19 protein-coding genes are annotated in these 21960 nt (G+C 45.0%); 10 read left to right on the forward strand and 9 right to left on the reverse strand.

The features are described from left to right. Positions 1-19 precede the first annotated feature (19 nt). The 7 genes from BK026_RS13375 to BK026_RS13410 form a co-directional block, all read right to left on the reverse strand. On the reverse strand, positions 20-1597 hold the full coding sequence (locus BK026_RS13375) for a S8 family serine peptidase (RefSeq protein ID WP_071816270.1): 1578 nt from the start codon (positions 1595-1597) through the stop codon (positions 20-22). 310 nt (positions 1598-1907) lie between these two features. After that, positions 1908-3491, reverse strand: a complete 1584-nt coding sequence (locus tag BK026_RS13380) for an ATP-binding cassette domain-containing protein (protein ID WP_071816272.1) — start codon at positions 3489-3491, stop codon at positions 1908-1910. Beyond that, the gene (locus BK026_RS13385; protein WP_071816274.1) at positions 3481-5358 is read right to left on the reverse strand and encodes an ATP-binding cassette domain-containing protein; all 1878 of its coding nucleotides are present in this window, start codon (positions 5356-5358) and stop codon (positions 3481-3483) included. Before BK026_RS13385 ends, BK026_RS13380 begins: the two co-directional genes overlap by 11 nt. Positions 5359-5536: 178 nt before the next feature. Then, a complete protein-coding gene (cydX, locus tag BK026_RS13390; protein WP_014951149.1) occupies positions 5537-5650 on the reverse strand; it encodes a cytochrome bd-I oxidase subunit CydX in 114 nt (37 codons plus the stop codon). Positions 5651-5660: 10 nt separating this feature from the next. Then, the gene (gene cydB, locus BK026_RS13395) at positions 5661-6797 is read right to left on the reverse strand and encodes a cytochrome d ubiquinol oxidase subunit II (RefSeq protein ID WP_071816276.1); all 1137 of its coding nucleotides are present in this window, start codon (positions 6795-6797) and stop codon (positions 5661-5663) included. Then, a complete protein-coding gene (locus BK026_RS13400) occupies positions 6794-8374 on the reverse strand; it encodes a cytochrome ubiquinol oxidase subunit I (protein WP_071816278.1) in 1581 nt (526 codons plus the stop codon). The genes cydB and BK026_RS13400 overlap by 4 nt, the downstream gene beginning before the upstream one ends. Positions 8375-8732: 358 nt before the next feature. Then, entirely contained in the window at positions 8733-9335 is a 603-nt protein-coding gene (locus BK026_RS13410) for a DUF3365 domain-containing protein (RefSeq protein ID WP_071816281.1), read from the reverse strand. A 151-nt stretch (positions 9336-9486) separates the two neighbouring features. Here BK026_RS13410 and BK026_RS13415 point away from each other — a divergent pair, with 151 nt between their 5' ends. From BK026_RS13415 to BK026_RS13425, 3 genes are all read left to right on the forward strand, one after another. After that, positions 9487-10791 carry a sigma-54-dependent Fis family transcriptional regulator gene (locus BK026_RS13415; RefSeq protein WP_071817657.1) on the forward strand — a complete coding sequence of 435 codons (1305 nt, stop codon included), beginning with the start codon at positions 9487-9489 and terminating at the stop codon, positions 10789-10791. A gap of 61 nt (positions 10792-10852) precedes the next feature. Then, a complete protein-coding gene (locus BK026_RS13420) occupies positions 10853-11263 on the forward strand; it encodes a hypothetical protein (protein ID WP_071816283.1) in 411 nt (136 codons plus the stop codon). A gap of 72 nt (positions 11264-11335) precedes the next feature. Next, positions 11336-13453: a TonB-dependent receptor gene (locus BK026_RS13425; protein ID WP_071817658.1), complete on the forward strand. Its 2118-nt coding sequence runs from the start codon at positions 11336-11338 to the stop codon at positions 13451-13453. Positions 13454-13524: 71 nt separating this feature from the next. Here the strand turns inward: BK026_RS13425 and BK026_RS13430 are convergent, their stop codons facing one another. Continuing rightward, positions 13525-14868 (reverse strand): dienelactone hydrolase, encoded by a 1344-nt coding sequence (locus BK026_RS13430; protein WP_071817659.1) that lies wholly within the window; start codon positions 14866-14868, stop codon positions 13525-13527. A gap of 361 nt (positions 14869-15229) precedes the next feature. Here BK026_RS13430 and BK026_RS13435 point away from each other — a divergent pair, with 361 nt between their 5' ends. Then, entirely contained in the window at positions 15230-17605 is a 2376-nt protein-coding gene (locus BK026_RS13435) for a TonB-dependent receptor (RefSeq protein ID WP_071816285.1), read from the forward strand. 47 nt (positions 17606-17652) lie between these two features. Here BK026_RS13435 and BK026_RS13440 read toward each other — a convergent pair whose 3' ends face one another. Then, entirely contained in the window at positions 17653-18423 is a 771-nt protein-coding gene (locus tag BK026_RS13440; RefSeq protein WP_071816287.1) for a sulfite exporter TauE/SafE family protein, read from the reverse strand. 115 nt (positions 18424-18538) lie between these two features. On the opposite strand from BK026_RS13440, the gene BK026_RS19685 reads away from it, so the two are divergent. From BK026_RS19685 to BK026_RS13465, 6 genes are all read left to right on the forward strand, one after another. Next, positions 18539-18715 (forward strand): hypothetical protein, encoded by a 177-nt coding sequence (locus BK026_RS19685; protein WP_177247914.1) that lies wholly within the window; start codon positions 18539-18541, stop codon positions 18713-18715. Positions 18716-19034: 319 nt separating this feature from the next. Continuing rightward, positions 19035-19457: a DUF4440 domain-containing protein gene (locus BK026_RS13450; RefSeq protein WP_071816291.1), complete on the forward strand. Its 423-nt coding sequence runs from the start codon at positions 19035-19037 to the stop codon at positions 19455-19457. Between the two features lie 250 nt (positions 19458-19707). After that, a complete protein-coding gene (locus BK026_RS13455; RefSeq protein WP_071816293.1) occupies positions 19708-20145 on the forward strand; it encodes a MerC domain-containing protein in 438 nt (145 codons plus the stop codon). Positions 20146-20237: 92 nt separating this feature from the next. After that, the gene (locus tag BK026_RS19830; RefSeq protein ID WP_256253807.1) at positions 20238-20393 is read left to right on the forward strand and encodes a hypothetical protein; all 156 of its coding nucleotides are present in this window, start codon (positions 20238-20240) and stop codon (positions 20391-20393) included. Then, entirely contained in the window at positions 20383-21099 is a 717-nt protein-coding gene (gene folE2, locus BK026_RS13460) for a GTP cyclohydrolase FolE2 (protein WP_256253808.1), read from the forward strand. The genes BK026_RS19830 and folE2 overlap by 11 nt, the downstream gene beginning before the upstream one ends. Positions 21100-21161: 62 nt before the next feature. Next, complete coding sequence (locus tag BK026_RS13465) at positions 21162-21959, forward strand: 5'-nucleotidase, lipoprotein e(P4) family (protein WP_071816295.1); 798 nt, start codon at positions 21162-21164, stop codon at positions 21957-21959. Position 21960 lies beyond the last annotated feature (1 nt).

Raw genomic sequence — 21960 nt, forward strand, 5'->3', positions numbered from 1 at the left:
TTTTTCTAAACGGCCTTGTTTATTGGTATTTATAGTTAAGCGTTACACCACTGTAATCATTATAACCGCGAACGCCTATGTGCCATGTGCCTTCGATCGGGTTTGAAAACCTACATACTTCATTATTCCCGTACCGATAAGGGCGACAGTCCCATGTTCTTGTACTGGTTTGCGTGCCTTGATTCACATATAAGTCGGCGTCTCCGCTACCACCTTCTATTGAAACCTCAAGCGAAGATGTGTTGGCAGGAATAGTAATTTCAAAGCGCTGCCAGCTCCCACGATCGCCATTTAAGTTAGTTACCGTCACATCTTCAGATTTAACCTCTTCTATCGGCGGCGCTGGAGGCGTTGGCGGTGTCACAGGTTCAGCAGTGTTAGCACAACCGTCGTTAGCAAGCGATGTAATAGCGTCCTTTATTTGAATTAATCCGTAGCCATAATTAACATCGCGTCCTGGAGCACCTAAGTCCTTTGCACTTGTAGCCATGACAGCACGAATTTCATTGGCCGTGCAACTTGGATAAAAACTCCACACGAGTGCCATTGCACCTGCGACATGAGGTGACGCCATAGACGTGCCGCTAAGCGATGCATAGCGCGATGACGGATAGGTTGAGAGTACGGATGTACCTGGCGCTGCAAGTTCAACTTGGTTATTAAATTGCGAGTAGTCAGCTACCGTTTGATTGCTGTTAAGTGCGGCAACAGACACCACTGCGTCATAAGAGGCCGGATAGGACTTGCTGCTGTTACCATCATTGCCCGCAGCGGCCACCAGCAGTAAACCTTCATCATAAAATTGCTGCATTGCATTAGCTTCAGATTGTGAAGAACCACTTCCACCAAGGCTCATGTTGACAATGTCAGCGCCAGCTTGCTGACACTGATTAATACCGTCAATCAAATCAGAAGCGAAAGTCCATTGTCCCAAATCGTTAAAGATTTTAACGATATGTAAGTTTACTCCCGGGTATACTCCTACGACTCCCTCTTGATTGTCGAGCGCGGCGATAGTGCCTGCTACGTGGGTACCGTGCCCGTTGCCATCTCGGCTCCAACTGCCAACCGCAAAGTTATTAGACTCGCCGGAAAGACCATCGTTTTCATCCGGTAAGTCAGGGTGTCCCAGGTTGTACCCTGAATCAATAACACACACCTTCTTCGCGGACGTATCCGCTTGGTTCACTTGATTTGCCTGTACCATAGGGATCCCGTATGGCTCGGTCTGCGCCTTCAAGTAGCGTTTTACATCCCTTTCCACGGTTTCAACAAAAGGGTGGGCTCTCAATAGATTTAACGTCTTTTTGTTTAATGTGATTGCTATCAGCTGTTGCTTATTCAGCGTTCGATGAACCGCACCATAACCCGATAGCGAAAAGTTCTTAGCTATGGCTTCTAACGTCATTGCCTTGAGTGCTGAAGATCTAATTTTGATCACGTACCGTTCGTCAGCATCAGAAGAGGCAACAAAGTTTGTGTTATCAGAAACCTTGTATGAAGTTAAAAGCGACTGCGCATCTGCGGGCGCCGCTAAACCAAATGAAGCAACCGTTGCACAATAAATAAGAGAGTAAGCAGAGGATTTTATTGACATGACACAACCTTTTTTATTTTCTCTATCGTGGTGATATTCAAGTTTTTGATTGCAACGTTTTACCCAGCGCGTCCCTAGCAAAAGTAAAAATACCGTTGTATTTACGCTGTAAAAATATATCTACACTTTAACTAAAGGTATTCAGCGCTCTTAAAGATTGGGCGTACAAGACAAATAATGAAATAGGGGATTGCCCTTAGCTATGATCTGGTTTAATTCATCAACGAGTCAGGGCTTTTAGATTGCTTACCTAAATGCCCTCCTAGCACGTGACTTTTGCTTCATCGTTTTTTAGCTGTTACTGGGGCCTTTAACATGCAGTTGTGTGCTTGTCTTTAGCTTCACAGGTAATTGTATCCTCCAGCAGCATTAGGCGATTCACATTGAGCTGGGGAGGCATAACATGCGAGGCAATAATGACAAGTTTATTCAAAGCGACACGGTTGAGAACATTGCAAACAAACTGCTGAGTATGAATATCTAAGCCCTCAAAGGGCTCATCAATAAGTAAGACATTTGCGTTAGATAAAATAGCGCGTGCCAACGCTATCCGCTTGCGCTCTCCCCCAGAGAGCGCCCTTCCCGCCTTGCCAATCCATATCGACAGTGGCATCAGTGCATCTAGGCCCAATTGCGTCAATAAGTTAGACATCTCACCATGATGAATACCCTCTCCTGCAGGGTCCAAATTTAATGACACACTGCCTGAGAGCACTATGGGCTCTTGTTCCACATAGCGCCAGTTTGTAATTAAGCCATCAGGTATACGCGTGCCATCCACTTCTTTAAGTCCAGTAGAAGGCACAACCCCCGCAATTGACTGAAGCAAGGATGACTTACCACAACCTGACGGCCCGGATATACATACAATGCCAGCGGCTGGAAATGTAGCGCTAACCAAAGGTAAGTGTCTATTTTTGGCAGTATAACCAGATAATGTAAGTGAATACCGCAGTTCGGTGTGTTCAAGTACTTTAATGGGTGAAGTTTTAAGCTTTTTAAGGGCGTTCGCACTTTGCTTGTGCTGTGCAAACTTGGAAATACTGTGAAAAGCCGCACCAGCCCAATCAGGTGCAGCCATCAGTATCATGGGCACCACAATAGCAATAGGCATATATGAAAAGTCAGATATTGGGCCAACCGCACCCGACATAACTAACACTACAGCAAAAAATGCCGCGCCTTGAAACCACCAGCTCGCCCGTTGCGCTTTGTCTTTCTGCGTAGTTTGTTGTTGCCACACCCTGTCAGCACTCGGCACATCATTGAATACATTCCCCTCCTCTTTCTGTGACTTATCATTCATTGCTTTATTTAAGTGCCATAAAGCGCTGCAGTTAAGAAAGTCGGCTGACTCTTGGCGAAACACTTTATTTTCCTTTGTCGCTTTTTTCGCAACGTTTAAACCACTAAAGCCTTGCAGCACAACAATGACGAGCCAAATAGCAAAAAGTACAAGTAAAAACGAGGAGCCGGGAAGGTCAAACCATACCGCAGCAACGCAAAGGTTAGTGAATATAAATGTGATGTTAGAAAGCGGAGCTATCCAAGCAATCCACCGACTGGCAAGCGTTTCGGTATGCTGCGCTAATGCTTCTGTTGTGAACGCTTTGTCAGTAATTTTACTGTTTTCAAGTTGACTGAATACAAGCAAGCGACCCTCTGCGATACGGGTAAGCAAATCGTTATGACCCACCCACATACTTGCATAGCCAGATGCTATGCGAAGTAGTGCTAGCGCGCGAATAACCACCGCGGGAATAACGTAATTAAAACCTACAGGTGCAATAGCGCTGATAGCAATAAACCACGAAGAAATAACAAGAATCGTTATTCCTGCCATACCATGTAAAAGAGCAAGCAGCAGCGTGAGGTAAGCCGGTTTACTTTTCATCAAGGCTACACTCCTTTTGAGTGGCATTCGCCTTAAAGCTCGTTGCAGTCACGCTGCTACAGCCTTGTGGGTGCCCGTCTTGTAATGCATCTATTTTACTTTTAAGCCCTACTTCTAATTTTGACTCTGATTTAGAAAGAGCGTCTTGTTCATTCGTACTTCGCGATACCGTCCAAAAGCGATTAAACCAGTTTGCAGGGAGTGCTTTGTGAGAAGCCCAAATCAAGGTTTTGTCCCTACCCAAACGTTCAATTAACTGTGCCAATCTTGCATGCTGGGAATCTGGCAAATGGGCTGTAGGCTCGTCTAGTAACCATATATTGTCGCTGCGCAACAGCGCTCTTGCTAGCGACAGCCGTTGCGCTTCTCCACCTGAAAGCAGCGGATAATCAGTCATTACCGTATCAAGCCCGCACGGCAATAACGACAGCCACGCGTCAAGTTCTACTGCATCGATTGCTTTCATAAGCGCGTCGTCTGTATAGGTGTCGTTTAAGCACAAATTTTCACGCACGGTACCTGGCGTGATCACGGGGTGCTGGGTAATCCAAATTACCGGTTCACTGAATTTATGTGTGCTAGGTCTTTGACCGCCCAAGGCTTCTAACAATAGTGTTTTACCTGAACCAGAGCGCCCGCTAATGAGTATTTTATCGCCCTTAAATACAGCAAGGGATTCAGCGTACAAAAGTGCAGGGGGATCATCATCAGTCGATGTAGTCTTAACGGTCGGGATATGAGTTTGCCCAGTGTTAATGTCGAAGACCTTAAAGTTAGTTGCCGTTAACTGCGCATCGGGCTCTGATAAATGATGGTGAGCTGAATCAGCGTTAGCCGGGTTTACTGCACTACCACTAAAATTTTGTGTAAAGCGCGAGAATAAGGGAGCAAGTTCAGTTTTGGCGGCTTCTGCTTGCGCCTTTTGATGATATATCTGCCCCAACTTTTTCATTTCACTGAGTAACAATGGCACAGTCAGCAATATCCATAAGCCCTGCTGGAGCGTTATCTCCGGCCCAATGCTCAATTCGCCCAACAGTGAAAAACCAATAAATACTGCCGCAAGTGCAACTGCGAGTGTTGCGAAGAAGTCGAGCACGCTGTTTGACAAAAACGCTACACTCACTACTTTCATAGTACGCGCATTCAAATTTTCACTGGCATCTTTAAGCAGGGCTGTTTGTTTTTGATGCGCTTGATAATTTGCCAGCATCGGCAGCGCGGCTAACCTATCAGTAAATAAACTTCCCAAACGTTCAAGGGCGATAAAATGCTTTCGATGTAGGGCAGCGGCTCCCTTGCCCACAATGATCATAAAAAGCGGCACTACCGGCAATGTTAGCAATAAGCCAATTCCTATAACGGGGTTCACATAAAAGATAACGGCTAAAGCAAACAAGGGGACAACAACTGCAATCATTTGCTGCACTCGATATTCAAGTGCCCAGTCAGCAAAAGCCTGTAAGTGGTGCAGCCACACCGTTTGCCAATAGTAAACCGAGTGCTGTCGAATAAGCGCATATTGACGCTCGATGAAAACCTGCTGCAAACACTGTTCTAGCTTATTTAATACCTGCATTTTTGCACTACTAGATGAGGCATTGAATGCGCCTTGAAGCAGCCAACTCATTCCCAAACAAACGGCAAGTCCCGTGACATCTCTCGCTGTTGCAGGAGTCTGGTTTACTACCCAGTCATGCGCAATATGTGAAAAATAATAGAACCCAATAATCAAAGAAAAAAGCGACAAACACTTAACCACTACTTGCGCCATAAGCGATGTGCGCAAGCCAAGCGACTGCGCCTTATCAATCTTATTGCACCACGCATTAAGCGTTTGCCGGTTGGGAACTTTTTCTTTGATCACTGTGGTTTTGACTCTTCTTTTGCGTTACTTAGTAATGAGAGCAAATTTCGCATTTCTTTTTCATTCTTTTCCAAGTGGTGGTGGGCTGGCTGCAAGAACCCTCAGCGGCAGGGACGCTGCTTAAGAGCCCCCATGGACGAGTTCACGACGTGTTCTTGCGGCCAACCTACCTTAACGTCTATTCTTGGTCTTCGGGCCTATCCATATTTTCCGTCGACTCCAACCACATGGCGTTGATAATGCCAAAAGAGCACGCCAGCAAAACTCCTAAAATCCAAGCGAAATACCACATAGCGTTCTCCTTAATAAATGGTGTGAGACTGGTCGAGGTCTTCGTTTTTAATGCGTCCGCGCATTACGTAAAAGCTATAGGCCGTGTAGCTAAGTACAATAGGCACAAAGATACAGGCAACGATAAACATTACGTTGAGCGTCATATGGCTAGACGTAGCGTCCCATACGGTTAAGCTCGCCTCTGGCATAGTGATGCTTGGCATTAAGAATGGGAACATAGAAAAGCCAGCCGTTAAGATAACGCCTGCTATAAATAGCGCACTCGAAACAAACGCCATGCCTGCATTACCTTTCTTAGAGAAAAGCGCACAGGCCAAACCCGCAATAATACCCAGCACAGGTGCTGCCATCATAAGAGGGTATTTGCTGTAGTTGCTCATCCAAGCGCCAGCCTCAATGGCAACCTCTTTCTTAAGTGGATTTGACGTTGCAATAGTGTCGACTGCCGACGTAATCACGAAGCCATCTAAACCAAATGCTACCCAAAAACCTGCAATAACAAACAAGGCTACGCCCACAAGGCTCAATATAACTGACACGGCTCGAGCGCGAACTTCAATAAAGCCATCGGTTTTCATTTGTAACCAAGTTGCGCCATGGTTAAGTAACATAGCCACCGACAGTAACCCACTCACTAAGGCAAAAGGTGTTAGCAGCCCGAAGAACGACCCTGTATAAGTAGATTTCAGAGTACTATCTAATTCGAAAGGCACCCCTAATAGCAGGTTACCGAACGCAACACCGAAGATGAGTGAAGGAATGATACCACCAGCAAATAAGGCCCAGTCCCAAGCTTTGCGCCACTGTGGGTTTGGTAATTTACTGCGGTAATCAAAACCTATCGGGCGCATCCATAGGGCGATTAGCGTTAACGCTAAAGCAAGATAAAAGCCGGAAAAGGCCGTAGCATAAATCATCGGCCATGCAGCAAAGATTGCGCCACCTGCTGTAATAAACCACACCTGATTACCATCCCAGTGAGGTCCAACAGTGTTAATCATCACGCGTCGCTCTTTATCGTTTTTACCGATAAGTGTAAGCAAAGCACCCACACCTAGATCGAAACCATCAGTAACCGCGAAGCCAATTAGCAGCACGCCAACTAAACACCACCAAATAACTCTCAGCAACTCATAATCAATCATGCTTTTGCTCCTTGCTGATCAAGGTCAATAAGATCAAGTTCGGTCTCAGTTTTGGTGTCTTCTGGAGGCACCGGACCTTTTTTCGCGAATTTCTTCATCAAGTAAAAGCCGATGATGAACATTATTGCGTAGAAGACGGTATAGGCCACAATAGTGGCTACCACATCACTAATAGCTAGATTAGACACAGAGGTATGCACTGGCAGCACTTCAGCTATAGACCACGGCTGACGACCATACTCTGCAACGAACCAGCCTGCTTCGCACGCTATCCAAGGAAGCGGCAGACCGTATAGTGCGCCTTTTAGCAGCCAGCGAGGCTTGGTGATTTTGTGTTTTGTGCTGTAGTAAAAAGCACATAAGAAAAGTGCTAGCATGATAAAGCCTGCAGCAACCATGATTCGGAAGCTCCAAAATAGCGGTGCTACCGGAGGAATGCTGTAGTCAACGGCTTGCTGAATGGCCGTTTCTGATGGGTTTGACACGTCGTCTGTGTATGGCTCAAGCAGCATCGCGTAACCAAGACTGTCTTTGTTCGCCTCAAAAGCAGCGCGCTGCTCAGCTGTCGCGGTACCGTTTCTTACATCATCAAGCACTTCATAGGCTTTAATTCCGCTTAAAATACGCTCGCGATTCTCTTCTTTTAAATCTTTTATACCTTTTACTTCTTCGGTCAATGAACGGGTAGCGATAATGCCCATTGCCCACGGAATTTGAAGGGCGTACTCGGTTTCCTGCTTCTCGTCGTTTGGAATGCCAAACACGGTAAACGGCGCAGGTGCAGGATGAGTTTCGTACTCAGCTTCAACCGCTGCCAGCTTCACTTTTTGTACATCACCAAGCTCATAACCACTTTCATCACCCAGCACGATCACTGAAAGCGTTGAGGCCAAGCCAAAGCTAGCAGCTATGGCGAACGAACGGCGCGCAAAGGCAATATGCTTATGATTAAGCAGGTAGTAACTTGAAATTGCCAAGACAAACATGGCACCGGTAACGTAACCTGCTGATACCGTATGAACAAATTTCACCTGTGCAACGGGGTTAAAAATAACTTCAGCAAAGCTGGTCATTTCCATACGCATGGCTTCAAAATTAAATTCAGCACCTACCGGGTATTGCATCCAGCCGTTAGCAATCAGGATCCATAATGCAGAGAAGTTTGAACCAATGGCCACCAGCCAGGTTGCCATAAGATGTTTCACCTTTGACATTTTGTCCCAGCCAAAGAAGAACAACCCTACAAAGGTAGATTCTAGGAAAAAGGCCATGAGCCCTTCGATGGCAAGTGGCGCACCGAAGATATCGCCTACATAGTGAGAATAATAAGACCAGTTCATTCCAAACTGAAATTCCATGGTTAAGCCTGTGGCTACACCAATGGCAAAGTTAATGCCAAACAGCTTTCCCCAGAACTGGGTCATTTGCTTATAAATCTCTTTACCCGTCATTACGTATACCGATTCCATAATGGCAAGTAAGAAACTAAGCCCCAAAGTTAAGGGTACAAATATAAAGTGGAACATTGCAGTTAATGCAAATTGCCACCGCGATAGTTCTATTAACGTATCGCTCATGGGTTATCTCCCTCGTCTCTCTTGCGCGATAAGCGCTTGACCTTAAATGAATTTTTTTGTTATTCAGTGGTTATCACATGAATATTCAACACAGCTAGAGCATGGTTTGTGCCATTCATCACTTTTCTCGTTAATCTGAACAAGCAACTGATGAATGACAGTCTATTCGTACTGTGCAGAACAATTATTCCATGGCGAAAAGTTGTGCACTTTGATCCATCGCAAGGATCTAATATGAATTCTGCGCCAATTTTGTCAGTATTAGCGACAAAATTGACACAAGAAGAAGATGGGGACGTGGTAGCGTGGTTTGAACTGGTTGAGAAGAGAGCTTTAGCTGATACAGAATTAATTTATGTTACTGCGGCGAATAGGTCAGTGTGAACGCGCCGCGCAATTCACCAAGTTCAAACCCAGTGGCCTCATCCTTAGGGTAATATTTTAAAATGGTCTCTTCTACTGAAGGTGCAACTTGGACGCCGTGGCAAGCCATACAAACTTGACCTTGTTGGATAGCCATCATGTATCGGAATTCGCCACTGTTACTGTCATATTTATAGGTATCCATAGGCGTAGGTGGCTGTTTACCCTTTAACTTAGTTCTTTCCAATAGAGAGGCGAAAAGCGCTAACTGCTCGCGCTCCCATTCGTCTGGCGCGTTATTCGGGTTTCTCACTTTTAGCGCAGTTCGCCCGACTTCCCACCCATTTTGGCTAAGACTTTCGGTGATAGGTTCGGCGGCCAACTGACACTCTTGTACACCCGCTTCCAATCCGCCAGACTGCATTGCCTGCTTTAGCCTAGATTTAAGCGCGCCACCAAGGGCTTTAGCGTGAACTCTTGCCTGCTTCACTTTTGCGTGTACTTCGCTATCAGCTGGCTCATTGTTTTGTACATTAGCGAGAGGGCATCCGGCGCTTACGGTTAACCCCAACGCGATTAAAAAGATGCGTTTTTTCATAGTGTAACTCTCCTATTGACGGACGTATTAGCTCTCAGGCATTGTGATTCAACAAAAACAATGAACAAGCTCTATGCCAATATGTTAAGTTGCCAAGATAAAAGTAGCACTCACTAATACGCTAACAATGAACATATCAATTGTACAAGCAATGATAGATGCAATAGACAAGCCCGCTATTTTCATCAATCAAAACTACATTATTGAGGCGGTCAATGCGCCTTACAGAAATACTTATCCTGTCGATATCAAGCTTGGTTATAGCACTTGTTATCAGGTGTCTCACCGAAACAATAAACCCTGTGACCAATGCGGCGAGCAGTGCCCTATGCAGGAAAGTAAAAAGTCGGGCCGAGCTGCAAGTGTGGTGCATATCCATACCACTAGCGAGGGCCAAAGCTACTGCGACATTCTGATGCGACCTATCTTCGATGGGAATGGCGATTTATTAGGGTATTTAGAGATTTTAGATAAGCTGGCATTTGCATCTAATCGCCCTGCAGCAGGCAAAATGATTGGCGAGTCTGAAGCATTCAAAACTATGCTTAACAAAATAAATCGCGCCGCAAATTCAGATATATCCGTTTTACTGTTTGGCGAAACCGGAACCGGAAAAGAACTGGTGTCTCAGGCTCTGCACTCAAGTAGCCATCGCGCTGAAAAACCGTTCGTCGTGATTGAATGTACCGGATTGTCTGATGCGTTACTTGAAAGTGAGTTATTCGGCTATGAAAAAGGCGCGTTTACCGGCGCAACCACCAACAAAAAAGGACTCGTAGAAGCGGCTGAAGGTGGCACCTTATTTTTTGACGAAGTAGGCGATATACCCCTTGCCATGCAGGTGAAGCTGCTAAGGCTTTTTGAAACCCAAACTTACCGCCCTGTGGGAAGCGTGGTCTCAAAGAAAGCCAATTTTCGATTGGTGTGTGCATCGCATAAGAATTTGAAACAAATGGTAGAAAGAGGCGAGTTTAGACGCGATCTTTATTACCGAATCGCGGGCTTCCCTATTAGCCTTCCATCCTTACGAGAGAGAAAGTCAGATATTGCACTGATTGCAGCGCATTTTTTGGCCCAGTCCCACGAGAAAAAGCGTTTCCATAAAAAAGCCCTCGAAAAATTAAGCAGCTACGCGTTTCCAGGTAATATTCGCGAGTTGCGCAATATCGTTGATCAAGCCGTATTACTTGCCGATGAGACCATAATCTACGAGTCGGACCTCCCCGTTTTAGACGATTTCACCGGCGAGGGCAAATATGATGAATACCCGCATACAAAAAGCGGGGTCAATTTTGGTCAGAGTATTATGACTCTTGACGAGGTAGAAGATACTTATCTTGCGCATGTAGCAAGCACCTTTAGAGGCGATATAAACAGCCTTGCAGACGCATTAGGCGTAAGTACCCGCACACTTTACCGAAAACTAAAAAAGGCCGGTGTTAAAGAACTTAATTAAAATGTGGAAATATCCATCCAACGCAGGCTATGATAAAACGCGCAATATAAAAAGATAAAAAATGTCGATTAAACGCCTAACAGCACTAACGCTTTGCCTTTGTATGCTTTTGCAAAATGCATTAGCACTTGGCCTTGCTTCGCATACTATGCAGCATGCGCGTAAAATGGTGGGCGACGATATTGAACTTATCTGTACTGGCAACACAATGCGATACATATCGCTTAGCGCTACAGAGCTTGAAGGGGAATTTGTTTTTATTAGCCCAGAGCTGCTAAAAGCACCTGTCGAGCACGTAGATTGCACCAACGGTACACTCGCGGACCTTCCGCACATTGATAATGTTTCGGCAGATTCAATGGCGATACTATCCCTTGTGCGCTATCGCGCGTTTGTATCTCGCATTGCGGCTGCGCCCTACACATCGTTTGCGTTTGCCGCCCCGCTTGGCCGCGCTCCACCAATTGCATAGCAAAACCTAAAAAACACACTTAACGCGCATGGTTTAACCATGCACATAGTTCGTTTATTTAATGGAATTGTTATGAAGTATTCTTTACTGGCATTCGCTATTTCAGCTGCCTGCACATCTGCACACGTTTATGCAAACACATCCGAGGTAATTGACAGCACTTCAACAGAAGTGATTACCGTTATTGGTTCTTCGCTTAATGATAATACCGTAAAAATTGAGCGAGAGACGGTGACCGCCACAACCAATATAGACGCTGATTTTGGCGATCAGTTAGCGCAACTGCCTGGCGTATCCGTTTCCCGAAACGGCCCGGTTACAGGTCTTATTCAATACCGAGGGCTTTTCGGTGATAGGGTCGGCGTATCCATCGACGGTGTCGATATAGCGGGCGCGGGGCCTAACTCTATGGACTCGCCATTATCCCACGTACTGCCAGAGCCAGGGCTTACTGCTACTTTGTATCGCGGTATTGTACCGGTGAGTGCTGGGGTGCAAACGCTAGGTGGTAAGCTTCGTATTAACGCCGATGCAGCATCTCTTTTTGCTTTAGAAAGCGGTATTGCTGGCAGTGTAAATGCCAGCTTAATTGGCCCGGGAAGCGGACAACAATACCAAGGCAATGTGCTTTACAAAACAGGCCAAGCTTTCATTAGCGGCGCCTTCATGCATCAGCAGCGTGACGAGCGAGAATCGGGCGATAACGCTGTTATACCTAAAAGCCACTACCAAAGAAATGGCGGCAAATTCAGATTTGGCTATGAATGGGGAAAACACCAATTCGATGCTAGCTATCAACAGCTAAATACGAATGAGAGCGGCACACCAGCGCTCGCCATGGATATAGGTTTTATTGATGCAGCATGGTACCGACTAGGTTATCGCTACAACGCAGGCGAAGCAGAGTACTTAGCCATAAATTGGTTTGGCAACAGTAACCAACACGCCATGGATAACTTTTCCCAGCGCATGGCAATGTCTGAGAATATGGCAAGGGAGAATAATGCAGACGCTATCGCTCAGGGGTTAGATGCCAAGTACGTTATGCCGTTAGATAGTGGCGAGTTGGAATTGGGCGCTTATCTACACCACAGCCGAAATAACTCTGTTATTACTAACCCTAATAACGGTATGTTCTTTGTAGATAACTTTACTAATGTACAAAGAGATACCGCGAGTATTTATGCCCAATGGACAGTAAACAAGCAAGATTATTCGTCTACGCTTGGTGCGCGATACACCCGCGTTAATATGGATGCCGGAGAAGCGGGATCTAACATGGTGATGATGAACCCCGCAGTAGCTACGTTAGTCAGTAATTTTAACGCTGCTGAGCGTAACGAAAACTACAACATGTTAGATATAGCCGCTACCACTCGATACCATGCGAGCGACTCGCTCGATATTATACTTGGTATATCTCAGAAAAATCGCGCTCCTATCTACTTCGAACGTTATACCTGGCTGCCACTTGGCATCTCGGGCGGCATGGCTGACGGTTTTAACTACATTGGTAACCTTGATTTAGACAATGAAACTGCGCGTAAATTAGATGTGGGCGTTGATTACACTTATAAAAATTGGGCTATCTCGCCCCGCCTTTTCTATCAGGATATAGAAGATTACATCACCGGATCACCTAGCACGAATATGGCGGCGAACATGGTGTCTACCATGATGGCTGGTACAGCGCCATTTCAGTGGACGAATACCCACGCTGTTATCAAAGGTGCGGATATGACGGTGCAAGGTCAGTTTAGTGAAAACTTAAGTGTGCGTGCAGTAGCAACCATTCAGCATGGTAACCGTGATGACATTGATGATGCTTTGTTCCGCATTGCGCCAGAGCAGTTAACAACCACAGTTCGATGGAATACTCAGGTATTTGAGGCGCCTCTTCAAATGCAGTTTACATCTGAGTTAGCAGGTGCACAAAACCATATCTCGGCACTGCAAAATGAGGCACCCACAGCAGGCTATGGTCTATTGCATATCTCGGGGCTGATAACGCTTTTTGAAAATGCGCAGTCGAATCTTCAGGTTACGGCAACTATTCACAACCTGTTCAACAAACAATATGCCCCGCACACAGCGGGCATTAATCGAGTAATGATTGCCGATGTTGAAGTAGGTGAGCGCGTGCCTGGTGCTGGGCGAGAGTGGCATTTTGGTTTGAGCTACCAATTCTAGTTATTGGCAAAGCGATTTATTGACAACGAAACTTAAAGGGGCTGGTTCGCTACAGCCCCTTTTCACTGCATTTAGTGTGGATTATCCGTAGCATTTAGCTTCTCAAAGTGCAGACCTTTGGCGGTCCTTTCCTTGAACCCATTCCAATATGTATGCTCCTCAAGCGCCTCTCCCTCTTTATCGAGCGCCCATACGCCGTCATTTGATGAGGGAATTAGCGAAAGATACGCTGACATGTCTTGACCCTTAAGGTATTGAGCTAACCACACCGTAGCAAAATGTTGTGCAATGTTGTTCATCCGCACATTGTCCCACACCGCATCGGTGTAATGCTCACTCACATTAAACCCCAAGTCTTCATCATAAAAGAAAGATTCTTCCGGTGCAGGCATTACCGCCCCGGCATTATGATTCGCATTATCGTAAGTAAGCAATACCCTATCTACGTTTACAGCTGTTTGCCACATTAATCTAACCCCGTTACTGTAGCCCGACACATCATCTTCGGAGCCTGCAACAAACAATATTGGCTTTTCAACTTTTCGCATAGTTTCAGCATTGAAAACACCATGGTTCATTCCCCATGGAGCAAAGGCTATGACCGTCTTGATACGGCTATCAACGGGTGTATCTGCATCTTTCGAATACACATCAAGGAGCTTGAAAGGCGGAGATATGGGACTTTCTATCGCAGCGTCTGTCAGTCTCGCCCCCGCATTAATAACAGCACCATAGCCCCCCATTGAATATCCAATGATTGCTGTATTGCCGGCATCAACTTTCTTATATAAAAACGAGGCTTTGTCCTCAGATAGCTTTTGCAGTTCATCTAAAACCAGAATTTGATCTTTTGGCCGATTGTAGAGCGTAGATGCGAACGCATCCTTCGTTCTGTACGTCGAATCTGTATGATCAACTGATATGACAACATAGCCCTTCGATGCTAAATTTTCAGCAAGATGCGCTAAGAGAAATCTGTTGCCGGGGTACCCGTGAGACACCAATACTAAAGGAAATGGCGTGTTCGTGTTGGCGACGGCCGCATTTCGAACAGCCTTTCCCAACAGCGACACTTGCGTTTTTCCATCGCGCAAATAGACATTCAAAGTACGCGCAGCCTCATCTTGATCAGTTGCGGTAGGTGAAGAGGCCGGATACCAAATTTCAGCTTTTAGCGCCCGCTGTGCGCGTGGAAACTCAGCTGTTTCGGGATTTGATTTTAATAGCGCTAAAACATCCACTTGGTTTTCGAAAATAAAATCCAGTGTTTTGACCCCAACATTATATTCGCCGTACGCTGAGAATAAGGGGGCGTCTGGCCTTTGAGTATCAATCGTATTTTTGGCCACACTTTCTTGTGTTAATAATGCTGTTAACACGCAGGTTATAATGCGCGTTATGTTTCTAAAGTTCATACTGCGTGTCATTGAAAAGCCCATTGAATATCATATACAAGACCTACCAAATTATCCTGTTAGACAATCTACTGGCAAGTGTTCATTCATTTACTTTTATTATAAATGTTAATTATTACCGTTATTGCACAATTGATTAAAAAAAATAAATAGATGTAATATAAGCAAAAATACTCGCTCAAATATCAATTTTCATCACCATTTAACAAATTAATTGCAATTGGTTTACTTTCTGGTTAAATTTTATCTATCTGATGTCTTATATAAGATAGCAGATAGAGATAGGTGTTCTGCGACATCGTCTCAATTAAAAACACGCACACAAAACTGAAACACAACAAATATAACAGTGGAGAACATCATGGCATTGAAATATAGCCCCATCCAAAAAGGCATAATTCAAGCGCTCGCACTAACGACTTGCGTAGGCCTAAGCGCAACGGCGAATGCCCAAGAAACTAATAGCGAGAAAGAAAAAAACCTGATTGAACAGATCACCGTTACCTCACAAAAACGTGTCGAAAGCCTTAATGAGGTGCCTGTTGCGGTTTCAGTTTTGCGCGAAGATCAAATTAATGCAGCATTTGCGAATAACATTGAGAGCTTGCAAGCACTGGTTCCATCGGTCAGTTTCAGAAAGGGGAACACAACACGTAACTCAGCTATTACGGTTCGTGGTATCGGTACTATTTCTTTCAGTGTGGCTGCAGAGCCAAGTGTTTCAACGGTAGTAGATGGCGTCGTTATGGGACGCTCTGGCCAAGCTTTCGTAGATCTGTATGACTTAGAACGAATTGAGGTTCTTCGTGGCCCCCAAGGAACGTTATTTGGTAAAAATGCATCAGCAGGTGTATTAAACATTACAACTAAACGCCCCACAGATGAATTTGAAGGTACTGCCGAACTATCGCTGTTTCAAGATAACGAGTACCGTTTAAAAACCAGCGTCTCAGGTGGTCTTTCTGATAATGTGAGTGGAAGCCTAACCGTTCTGAAGTCTCAGTTTGACGGTTATATAAAAAATGTTTTCACCAATGAAGATACCAATGGTTACGACAAAGAAGGTGTCCGCGCCAAGCTTAATATTGAAGCAAACAATGACACTGATATTCTGTTCATCTTTGAAAATATGAAGTCTGATGACAGCTGCTGCGCAGATTTAGCGCTCTCTCCTAGCGGCCGTAACCCTAATTCTCCCGCCGTTCCAGACAGTACGGGCACAGGTGACTTGGATTTAGAACAACGATTAATCGACCACGATTTCGAAACAAGAACATTAGATGAGACTACAGGTTTTTCCGTTCAAGTAGACACCATGCTAGGTGACCATGAATTTACCTCTATTACAGCTTACAGAAGCTGGGATAATACCGAGTTTAGAGAGGGCGACTTTACTTCAATTGCCGGTACCAGACCATTTCCTGTTTTTGGCGAACCTTTCCAGCTTCACGACATTGGTGCTCAAAATTGGAAGCAAACTTCGCAAGAATTTCGCATAGCGTCACCGCTAGGTAACGCGCTAGATTATCAATTTGGTGCGTTTTGGTGGACTCAGAAATCAGAACGAAACTTCACACGAGACGCAAGTTGTCAAAACAACGCGGGTCAATTCCCTGCCGCCATTAGCGCCTATCTAACAGATACTTTTGGCGTAGAAAACCCAACGGCTGAACAGGTTGATGAGTTCATCGCCAGCGAAGGACTGTCATGTAACTCAAACGATATTGTCAGTGCTACAGCCTATATGGAAACGCAGTTCGATAACTGGGCACTATTTGCCGACGGTAAGTATCACTTTACTGAAGACTTCCGCTTGCTGTTCGGACTTCGTTATACCGATGACGAAGTAAGTTATTCTCACGATCGTCGCAGTAATGACCAATACAAACGAACAGGCGTTGGTGTTCGTGGGTTTGAAACAGATTACAGTGGTACCACTAGTGAAACCGATCTCTCTGGCAAGTTAGGCGTTCAGTATGACCTTACAGAAAACAGCATGGCATATTTTACGTTCTCTCAAGGGTACAAAGGTCCAGCGTTCAACGTATTTTACAATATGTCGGAAAAAGACACCTTACCTATTGGTAAAGAGTCTTCAGATGCCTATGAAATTGGCTACAAGTATGCAAGTCGTAACATCGTATTCAATGCCGCAATATTCAGAACTGATATAGATGGTTTTCAAGCCAACAACTCTGAATTGCTGGATGGCGTCACAATCACACGCTTAACTAACGCGGGTTCTGTTACTACCGAGGGTTATGAGTTTGACTTCATGTGGCAGGTTAATGATAACTTTTCATTAACAGGGGGCCTATCTAAGGTTGACGCTGAAGTAGACAAATTTAATTGTCCAGATGTTGACTGCGACGGCGGCGCAGGTGCTGACCTTCCCTTTTCTCCAGACCTGAAATACTCGGTAACTGGTGAATACTTCTGGGAGTTCGACAATATGGATGTCATCTTAAACGGTTCGTATGTTTATACTGATGAAATGTTTGTTGGCGCACCTGGTGCTTTTGCAACAGAAAACGACCCAGCAGTGTTGCCTGACTACGGCATTATCAATGCAAGCCTAGCTTTCTCTTTCAATGATGATGCATATCGTATTAGCTTAATTGGTAAAAGCTTGACTGACGAAAGTTTTGTAACAACCTACAGCGGTGATAACTTCCGCTATCAAATACCTCGAGACGCAGACCGCTACTTCGGCGTTCAGCTTCGCGCTAGATTCTAACCGAGTCTCCCTAAAAGGCACTTTTTCACTGCGTGAAGAGTGCCTTTTCATACTATATCTTTTAGGGCTTCTACCACCAAGCGAAGTGCTAGGATTGTCACTACTACTTTAAAGATCACGGTAAACTTTTTTGCTGGAACACGCTTTAATACCTTCAAGCCGAAAAACGTACCGAGCGCACCACTGGCAATCATAATCATGATAAGTCCCGCCCACTGTGCAAATGAAAACCCTACAAAGGTAAAAACAAAGGCTTTAAGACCGTGCTGTAGTGTCATACAGCTGGCAAAGGTACCCGTGATCTGCATTTTGGTGTAGTTATTTCGGTGTACAAACGCAGCCACCAAGGGCCCCGTGGCGCCTACGAACATTGAAACCAAAGTGGTCACCAATCCCGCTAATGTTCTACCTGCTGGTTTCATTTCTTGTGCTTTAGGTTTACTGCCCCACACTAAAAACAAAATAAATGCGGCAACCGCAAACTGAATGATTACCAGCGGCAGCTGAACCACAATAAACGAGGCCAAAAAAGCCCCAACGACTGCACCTAAAGAAAAATACGTTAGCATACGCCAGTCGATATGCTTTGCCGTCATCAGTGCACGGTTGCCGTTCGAACCGAGCTGCACAAGACCGTGAACCGGGATCAGTGCACTAACCGGCACACTACCAGCCATCACCGCTAGTAATAGCACCCCGCCACCTATACCTAAAGTTGCTGTCATCATAGACGTAAAAAACGAGGTAACAACAAGTACCACTGAAGATGACATCGACAACGTATCGTTGGCCGTTAACCAGCTATAAAGTAAATTCAAGATTTAAACTCCACCATAATTTATGATGCCTTTACAACGTTTCAGTGATCACAACCCCACCTTCATTCGTTCAAATAACAAACAGCAATAAAGTATGGCACATGAGGCTTTTATCATGTCTTCAGTTAACTACTTAAACAAAGCACTTCAAATATTAAGTGACAGAAATAGTACAAAAGATGCCAAGCTTGTTGCTAAACAAATTCTCCATAACAGTGGCTTTACTGATGAAGACATCTATGAATGTTTGAAACAGGGCTCGACTATTCGCATTACCATATTTGAAGCCTAAACTAGCAACAAGTCCAATTATCAACGCTTATTCTCCAGACCATATGTGGCTAACTTGTTCGCCTAAAAAACCCATTGACTTTCTCTTTGGTGCACAGGATACTCGGGTAATTAAATACTCACTAGCAGCATTGTTTTTAAATACTATGCCTAAAAACACGAATACACATACTGCTTACTCAGCGTCTGCGCTGATTATTATTCTCGCTATTCTAAGGAATGGGCGGGTTAGCTAGTGCGTAAATAGAATTCACTAAACCCGCCGCAAAGGCGGGTTTTTTATTGGCTCGTCTTGCGGTAAAAATAACGGAACGACAGCCATGAACAATCCAATATCTCACGTGTTACAACAGTTGCATGACGCAGTAAACCGCGGCGATCAAGACGCCTTATCCCAATGTTATGCGAGCGATGCAACTGTGGTCGCTACCCCCATGTCCAGTTCAACGCAAAACCAAGCCGCTGAAGAACATGCCACGCAGCGCGACTGCGTTGACGCCCTGCTTAAATTTCAAAAGAAATTCATGCCCGATCATTTTGTTACAACTGGAGATGAACGGGTCATACAAGCCGGTGACGTAGCGCTAGTCGTCGCAAAGCTTTACCTTGTGCCCAAAGCAACACCCAACGCCCTACCCTGCGAGGGTAAGCGCGCCGTTTATGTTCTGCAAAGGGATGTAAGTGGTGAATGGCGCTGTGTCATCGATAACTTCTTCGGTACCGACCTGCTGGATTTTGCGTGATTTAATTGGGGGCATGATTTTATAAGGGCATAACACTATGCCCCAAATCTTCATCTAGCAAGGTTTGAATGCTTGTTAGCCTTTTACAAAACACTACGCATGATTAGTGGTCGTGCTCGTGTTCCTCAGCAATACCTAACCAAACCGCACCTGAACGCCCAAAATCCAGCTCAGGTAAAGTGATGAACATTGTTTCTATTTTTAAAATTTTTATGATATGTTATAGTATAACTTAAATTTGAAGAGCAAAATGAACACCTTTTCAGACAAGCTCGCTATGCTCTTTTCGTCTCTTTGCGTAATACATTGTTTATTAACACCTATTCTATTGATTTCTATACCCGCATTAGCAAGCGTATCTATTCTCAATGATGAAACCTTCCATCAAATACTGCTGTTCTTTGTGCTGCCTATTGGCGCCTTTGCGCTCTCAGTAGGCTACCTACATCACAGGAATAAATGGGTGGTACTAGCAGGCGCTACTGGTCTTACGTTGCTAGGCAGCCCACTGCTGGTTGAATGGGTAGGTTTAGGACATGAAGTACTTGGCGAATATGGAGAAGTTGTTATTACTGTAATCGCTTCGTTTATTATTGTCAGTGCGCATATTGCCAATTACCGCCTCAGAGAAACTACTCAGGGTTTGACTTGCGAAGAGCGAGAGACAGCACAATCGCACACCTATTAGTTTTATCACTTCCTCATATACGCGTGTTCTTTTGAGCTACACCTACGAGTATAGCGATGTAACAGTTTTTAAGGTTTTATTCAGAGGTAATTTTGTCTAGTTTCAATCATCGCGACACGGTACTACCCGATGTCACTACTGAGCAATCTTCTGCTCAAGTTCCTTTTATTGATAATGTTGGTATGCAGGGTATTGCAATACCGCTACACGTGTTAGGTAAACGTGGAGAGCGTTTAGTTGAGCAATAAGGACCTTCACAAATCTGCACTAACCACGTTAATGAACGCGCTTATCGAGTCGCAAGATGGGCTGAGTAAGAGCGCCCAGCTCAATTTAAATTTTGATCTAACCGTGTCGCGTCCAGCGCTTATTAGCAAAATGTCAGGGTATCAGTCCTACCCTGCTTCACTTTGTGTAATGCGTTCATCAGAGCATTATAAAGCGCAACTCAGGCTAAGAGTGCCTTATTCCAGTACGTGCCCGTGCTCAGCATCACTGTCACGCAAGGCTTTGGCAGAGGCCTTTGCGAAGCAATTTAAGAGCAAGCAATTTGCTGGAAGGCAATCTGAAGGGCAGCAACCAACTGTAGAAGAAATGGGCACTTGGCTTGCTTCTAAAGAAGCTAGCATCGCCACAGCTCATGCGCAGCGCTCGTTTGCCGACATAACTTTGGACTTAGCTAACAAAGATATTCCTGATTTTATTGGCATTATTGATCTAGTAGAGAACGCGCTGGGCACGCCGCTTCAAACCGCAGTTAAGCGAGAAGATGAGCAAGCGTTTGCGAAACGTAATGCCGAAAACCTAATGTTCGTTGAGGATTCGGTAAGACGTCTACATGCCGCGTTAAGTACGTATTACCAAGCAACTTATTTTCGTGTAAAAGTAGAACATCAAGAAAGTCTACATGCACACGACGCGATAGCTGAAATATCAGGCTCCATTCATCGATAAATTCAGGCATCATTTTGGTGTGGAAACGGGTAGACAAAAGAAATGATAAAAGGAAAATAACATTGTTATCTTTTAACAAACTCGCTGTTATCAGCAAAGTTGCATGCTTTAGCGCTGCCGTATCAGGCATAGCGGCGTGCTCATCTACATCATCAACCCCACTTGCCGGTATAAAGTCGCACACTCTGTCAAATGCTGTGATATACCAAACCAGCAGCAAAGAGTACCCTGTTCTTTCAAGCTTTGTGTATAACCAAGCTGTTGCGGCGCTGCCTGCACGTTTTGCCGATGGCGAGGTTGTGGTGATGGACGTTGATGAAACCGTGCTAGACAATAGTACCTATCAAAAAGAACGTGAAAGTGTTGGCTTGGGGTATTCTTCACAAAGTTGGGCTGATTGGGTAAAACGAGAAGAAGCCACATTGGTGCCTGGCGTCGCTGATTTTTTAAACGAGGTTGTAAAGCGAAATGGCAAGCTGGCGCTTGTTACCAATCGTGATAAAACACTTGATAAGCATACGTGGAGTAACCTTTTGGCGCAAGGTTTGCCGCTTACCACGAGTAATACCTGTGTTGTTGGCCGTACTGCTGAAGACAAAGAAGCGGTAGGCCAGGAAGGTATGATTAATGACAAAGACTTGCGCAGAATGCAGCTTACCCAGGGCAAAATCGCATGTTCGAATACGTCTAAAGACGCGATGTCTACGTGGGCTGTGCCTCACACTATTATCATGCAAATTGGCGACAACATTGAAGATGTGGGCGGCGTAACCCAAGAATCTGCCAACGTTGAGTTGCTCATGCCACGAGTGGGCACAGAGATTTTTATTCTGCCAAACCCCATGTATGGTTCTTGGTAGA

Origin of the sequence: Alteromonas sp. V450 (assembly GCF_001885075.1) — a bacterium.
Taxonomy (GTDB): domain Bacteria; phylum Pseudomonadota; class Gammaproteobacteria; order Enterobacterales; family Alteromonadaceae; genus Alteromonas.

Coding starts and splice junctions, on each gene's coding strand:
- BK026_RS13375 (WP_071816270.1), bottom strand. CDS start 1,597: ATGTCAATAAAATCCTCTGCTTACTCTCTTATTTATTGTGCAACGGTT.
- BK026_RS13380 (WP_071816272.1), bottom strand. CDS start 3,491: ATGAAAAGTAAACCGGCTTACCTCACGCTGCTGCTTGCTCTTTTACAT.
- cydX (WP_014951149.1), bottom strand. CDS start 5,650: ATGTGGTATTTCGCTTGGATTTTAGGAGTTTTGCTGGCGTGCTCTTTT.
- cydB (WP_071816276.1), bottom strand. CDS start 6,797: ATGATTGATTATGAGTTGCTGAGAGTTATTTGGTGGTGTTTAGTTGGC.
- BK026_RS13400 (WP_071816278.1), bottom strand. CDS start 8,374: ATGAGCGATACGTTAATAGAACTATCGCGGTGGCAATTTGCATTAACT.
- BK026_RS13410 (WP_071816281.1), bottom strand. CDS start 9,335: ATGAAAAAACGCATCTTTTTAATCGCGTTGGGGTTAACCGTAAGCGCC.
- BK026_RS13415 (WP_071817657.1), top strand. CDS start 9,487: ATGATAGATGCAATAGACAAGCCCGCTATTTTCATCAATCAAAACTAC.
- BK026_RS13420 (WP_071816283.1), top strand. CDS start 10,853: ATGTCGATTAAACGCCTAACAGCACTAACGCTTTGCCTTTGTATGCTT.
- BK026_RS13425 (WP_071817658.1), top strand. CDS start 11,336: ATGAAGTATTCTTTACTGGCATTCGCTATTTCAGCTGCCTGCACATCT.
- BK026_RS13430 (WP_071817659.1), bottom strand. CDS start 14,868: ATGAACTTTAGAAACATAACGCGCATTATAACCTGCGTGTTAACAGCA.
- BK026_RS13435 (WP_071816285.1), top strand. CDS start 15,230: ATGGCATTGAAATATAGCCCCATCCAAAAAGGCATAATTCAAGCGCTC.
- BK026_RS19685 (WP_177247914.1), top strand. CDS start 18,539: ATGTCTTCAGTTAACTACTTAAACAAAGCACTTCAAATATTAAGTGAC.
- BK026_RS13450 (WP_071816291.1), top strand. CDS start 19,035: ATGAACAATCCAATATCTCACGTGTTACAACAGTTGCATGACGCAGTA.
- BK026_RS13455 (WP_071816293.1), top strand. CDS start 19,708: ATGAACACCTTTTCAGACAAGCTCGCTATGCTCTTTTCGTCTCTTTGC.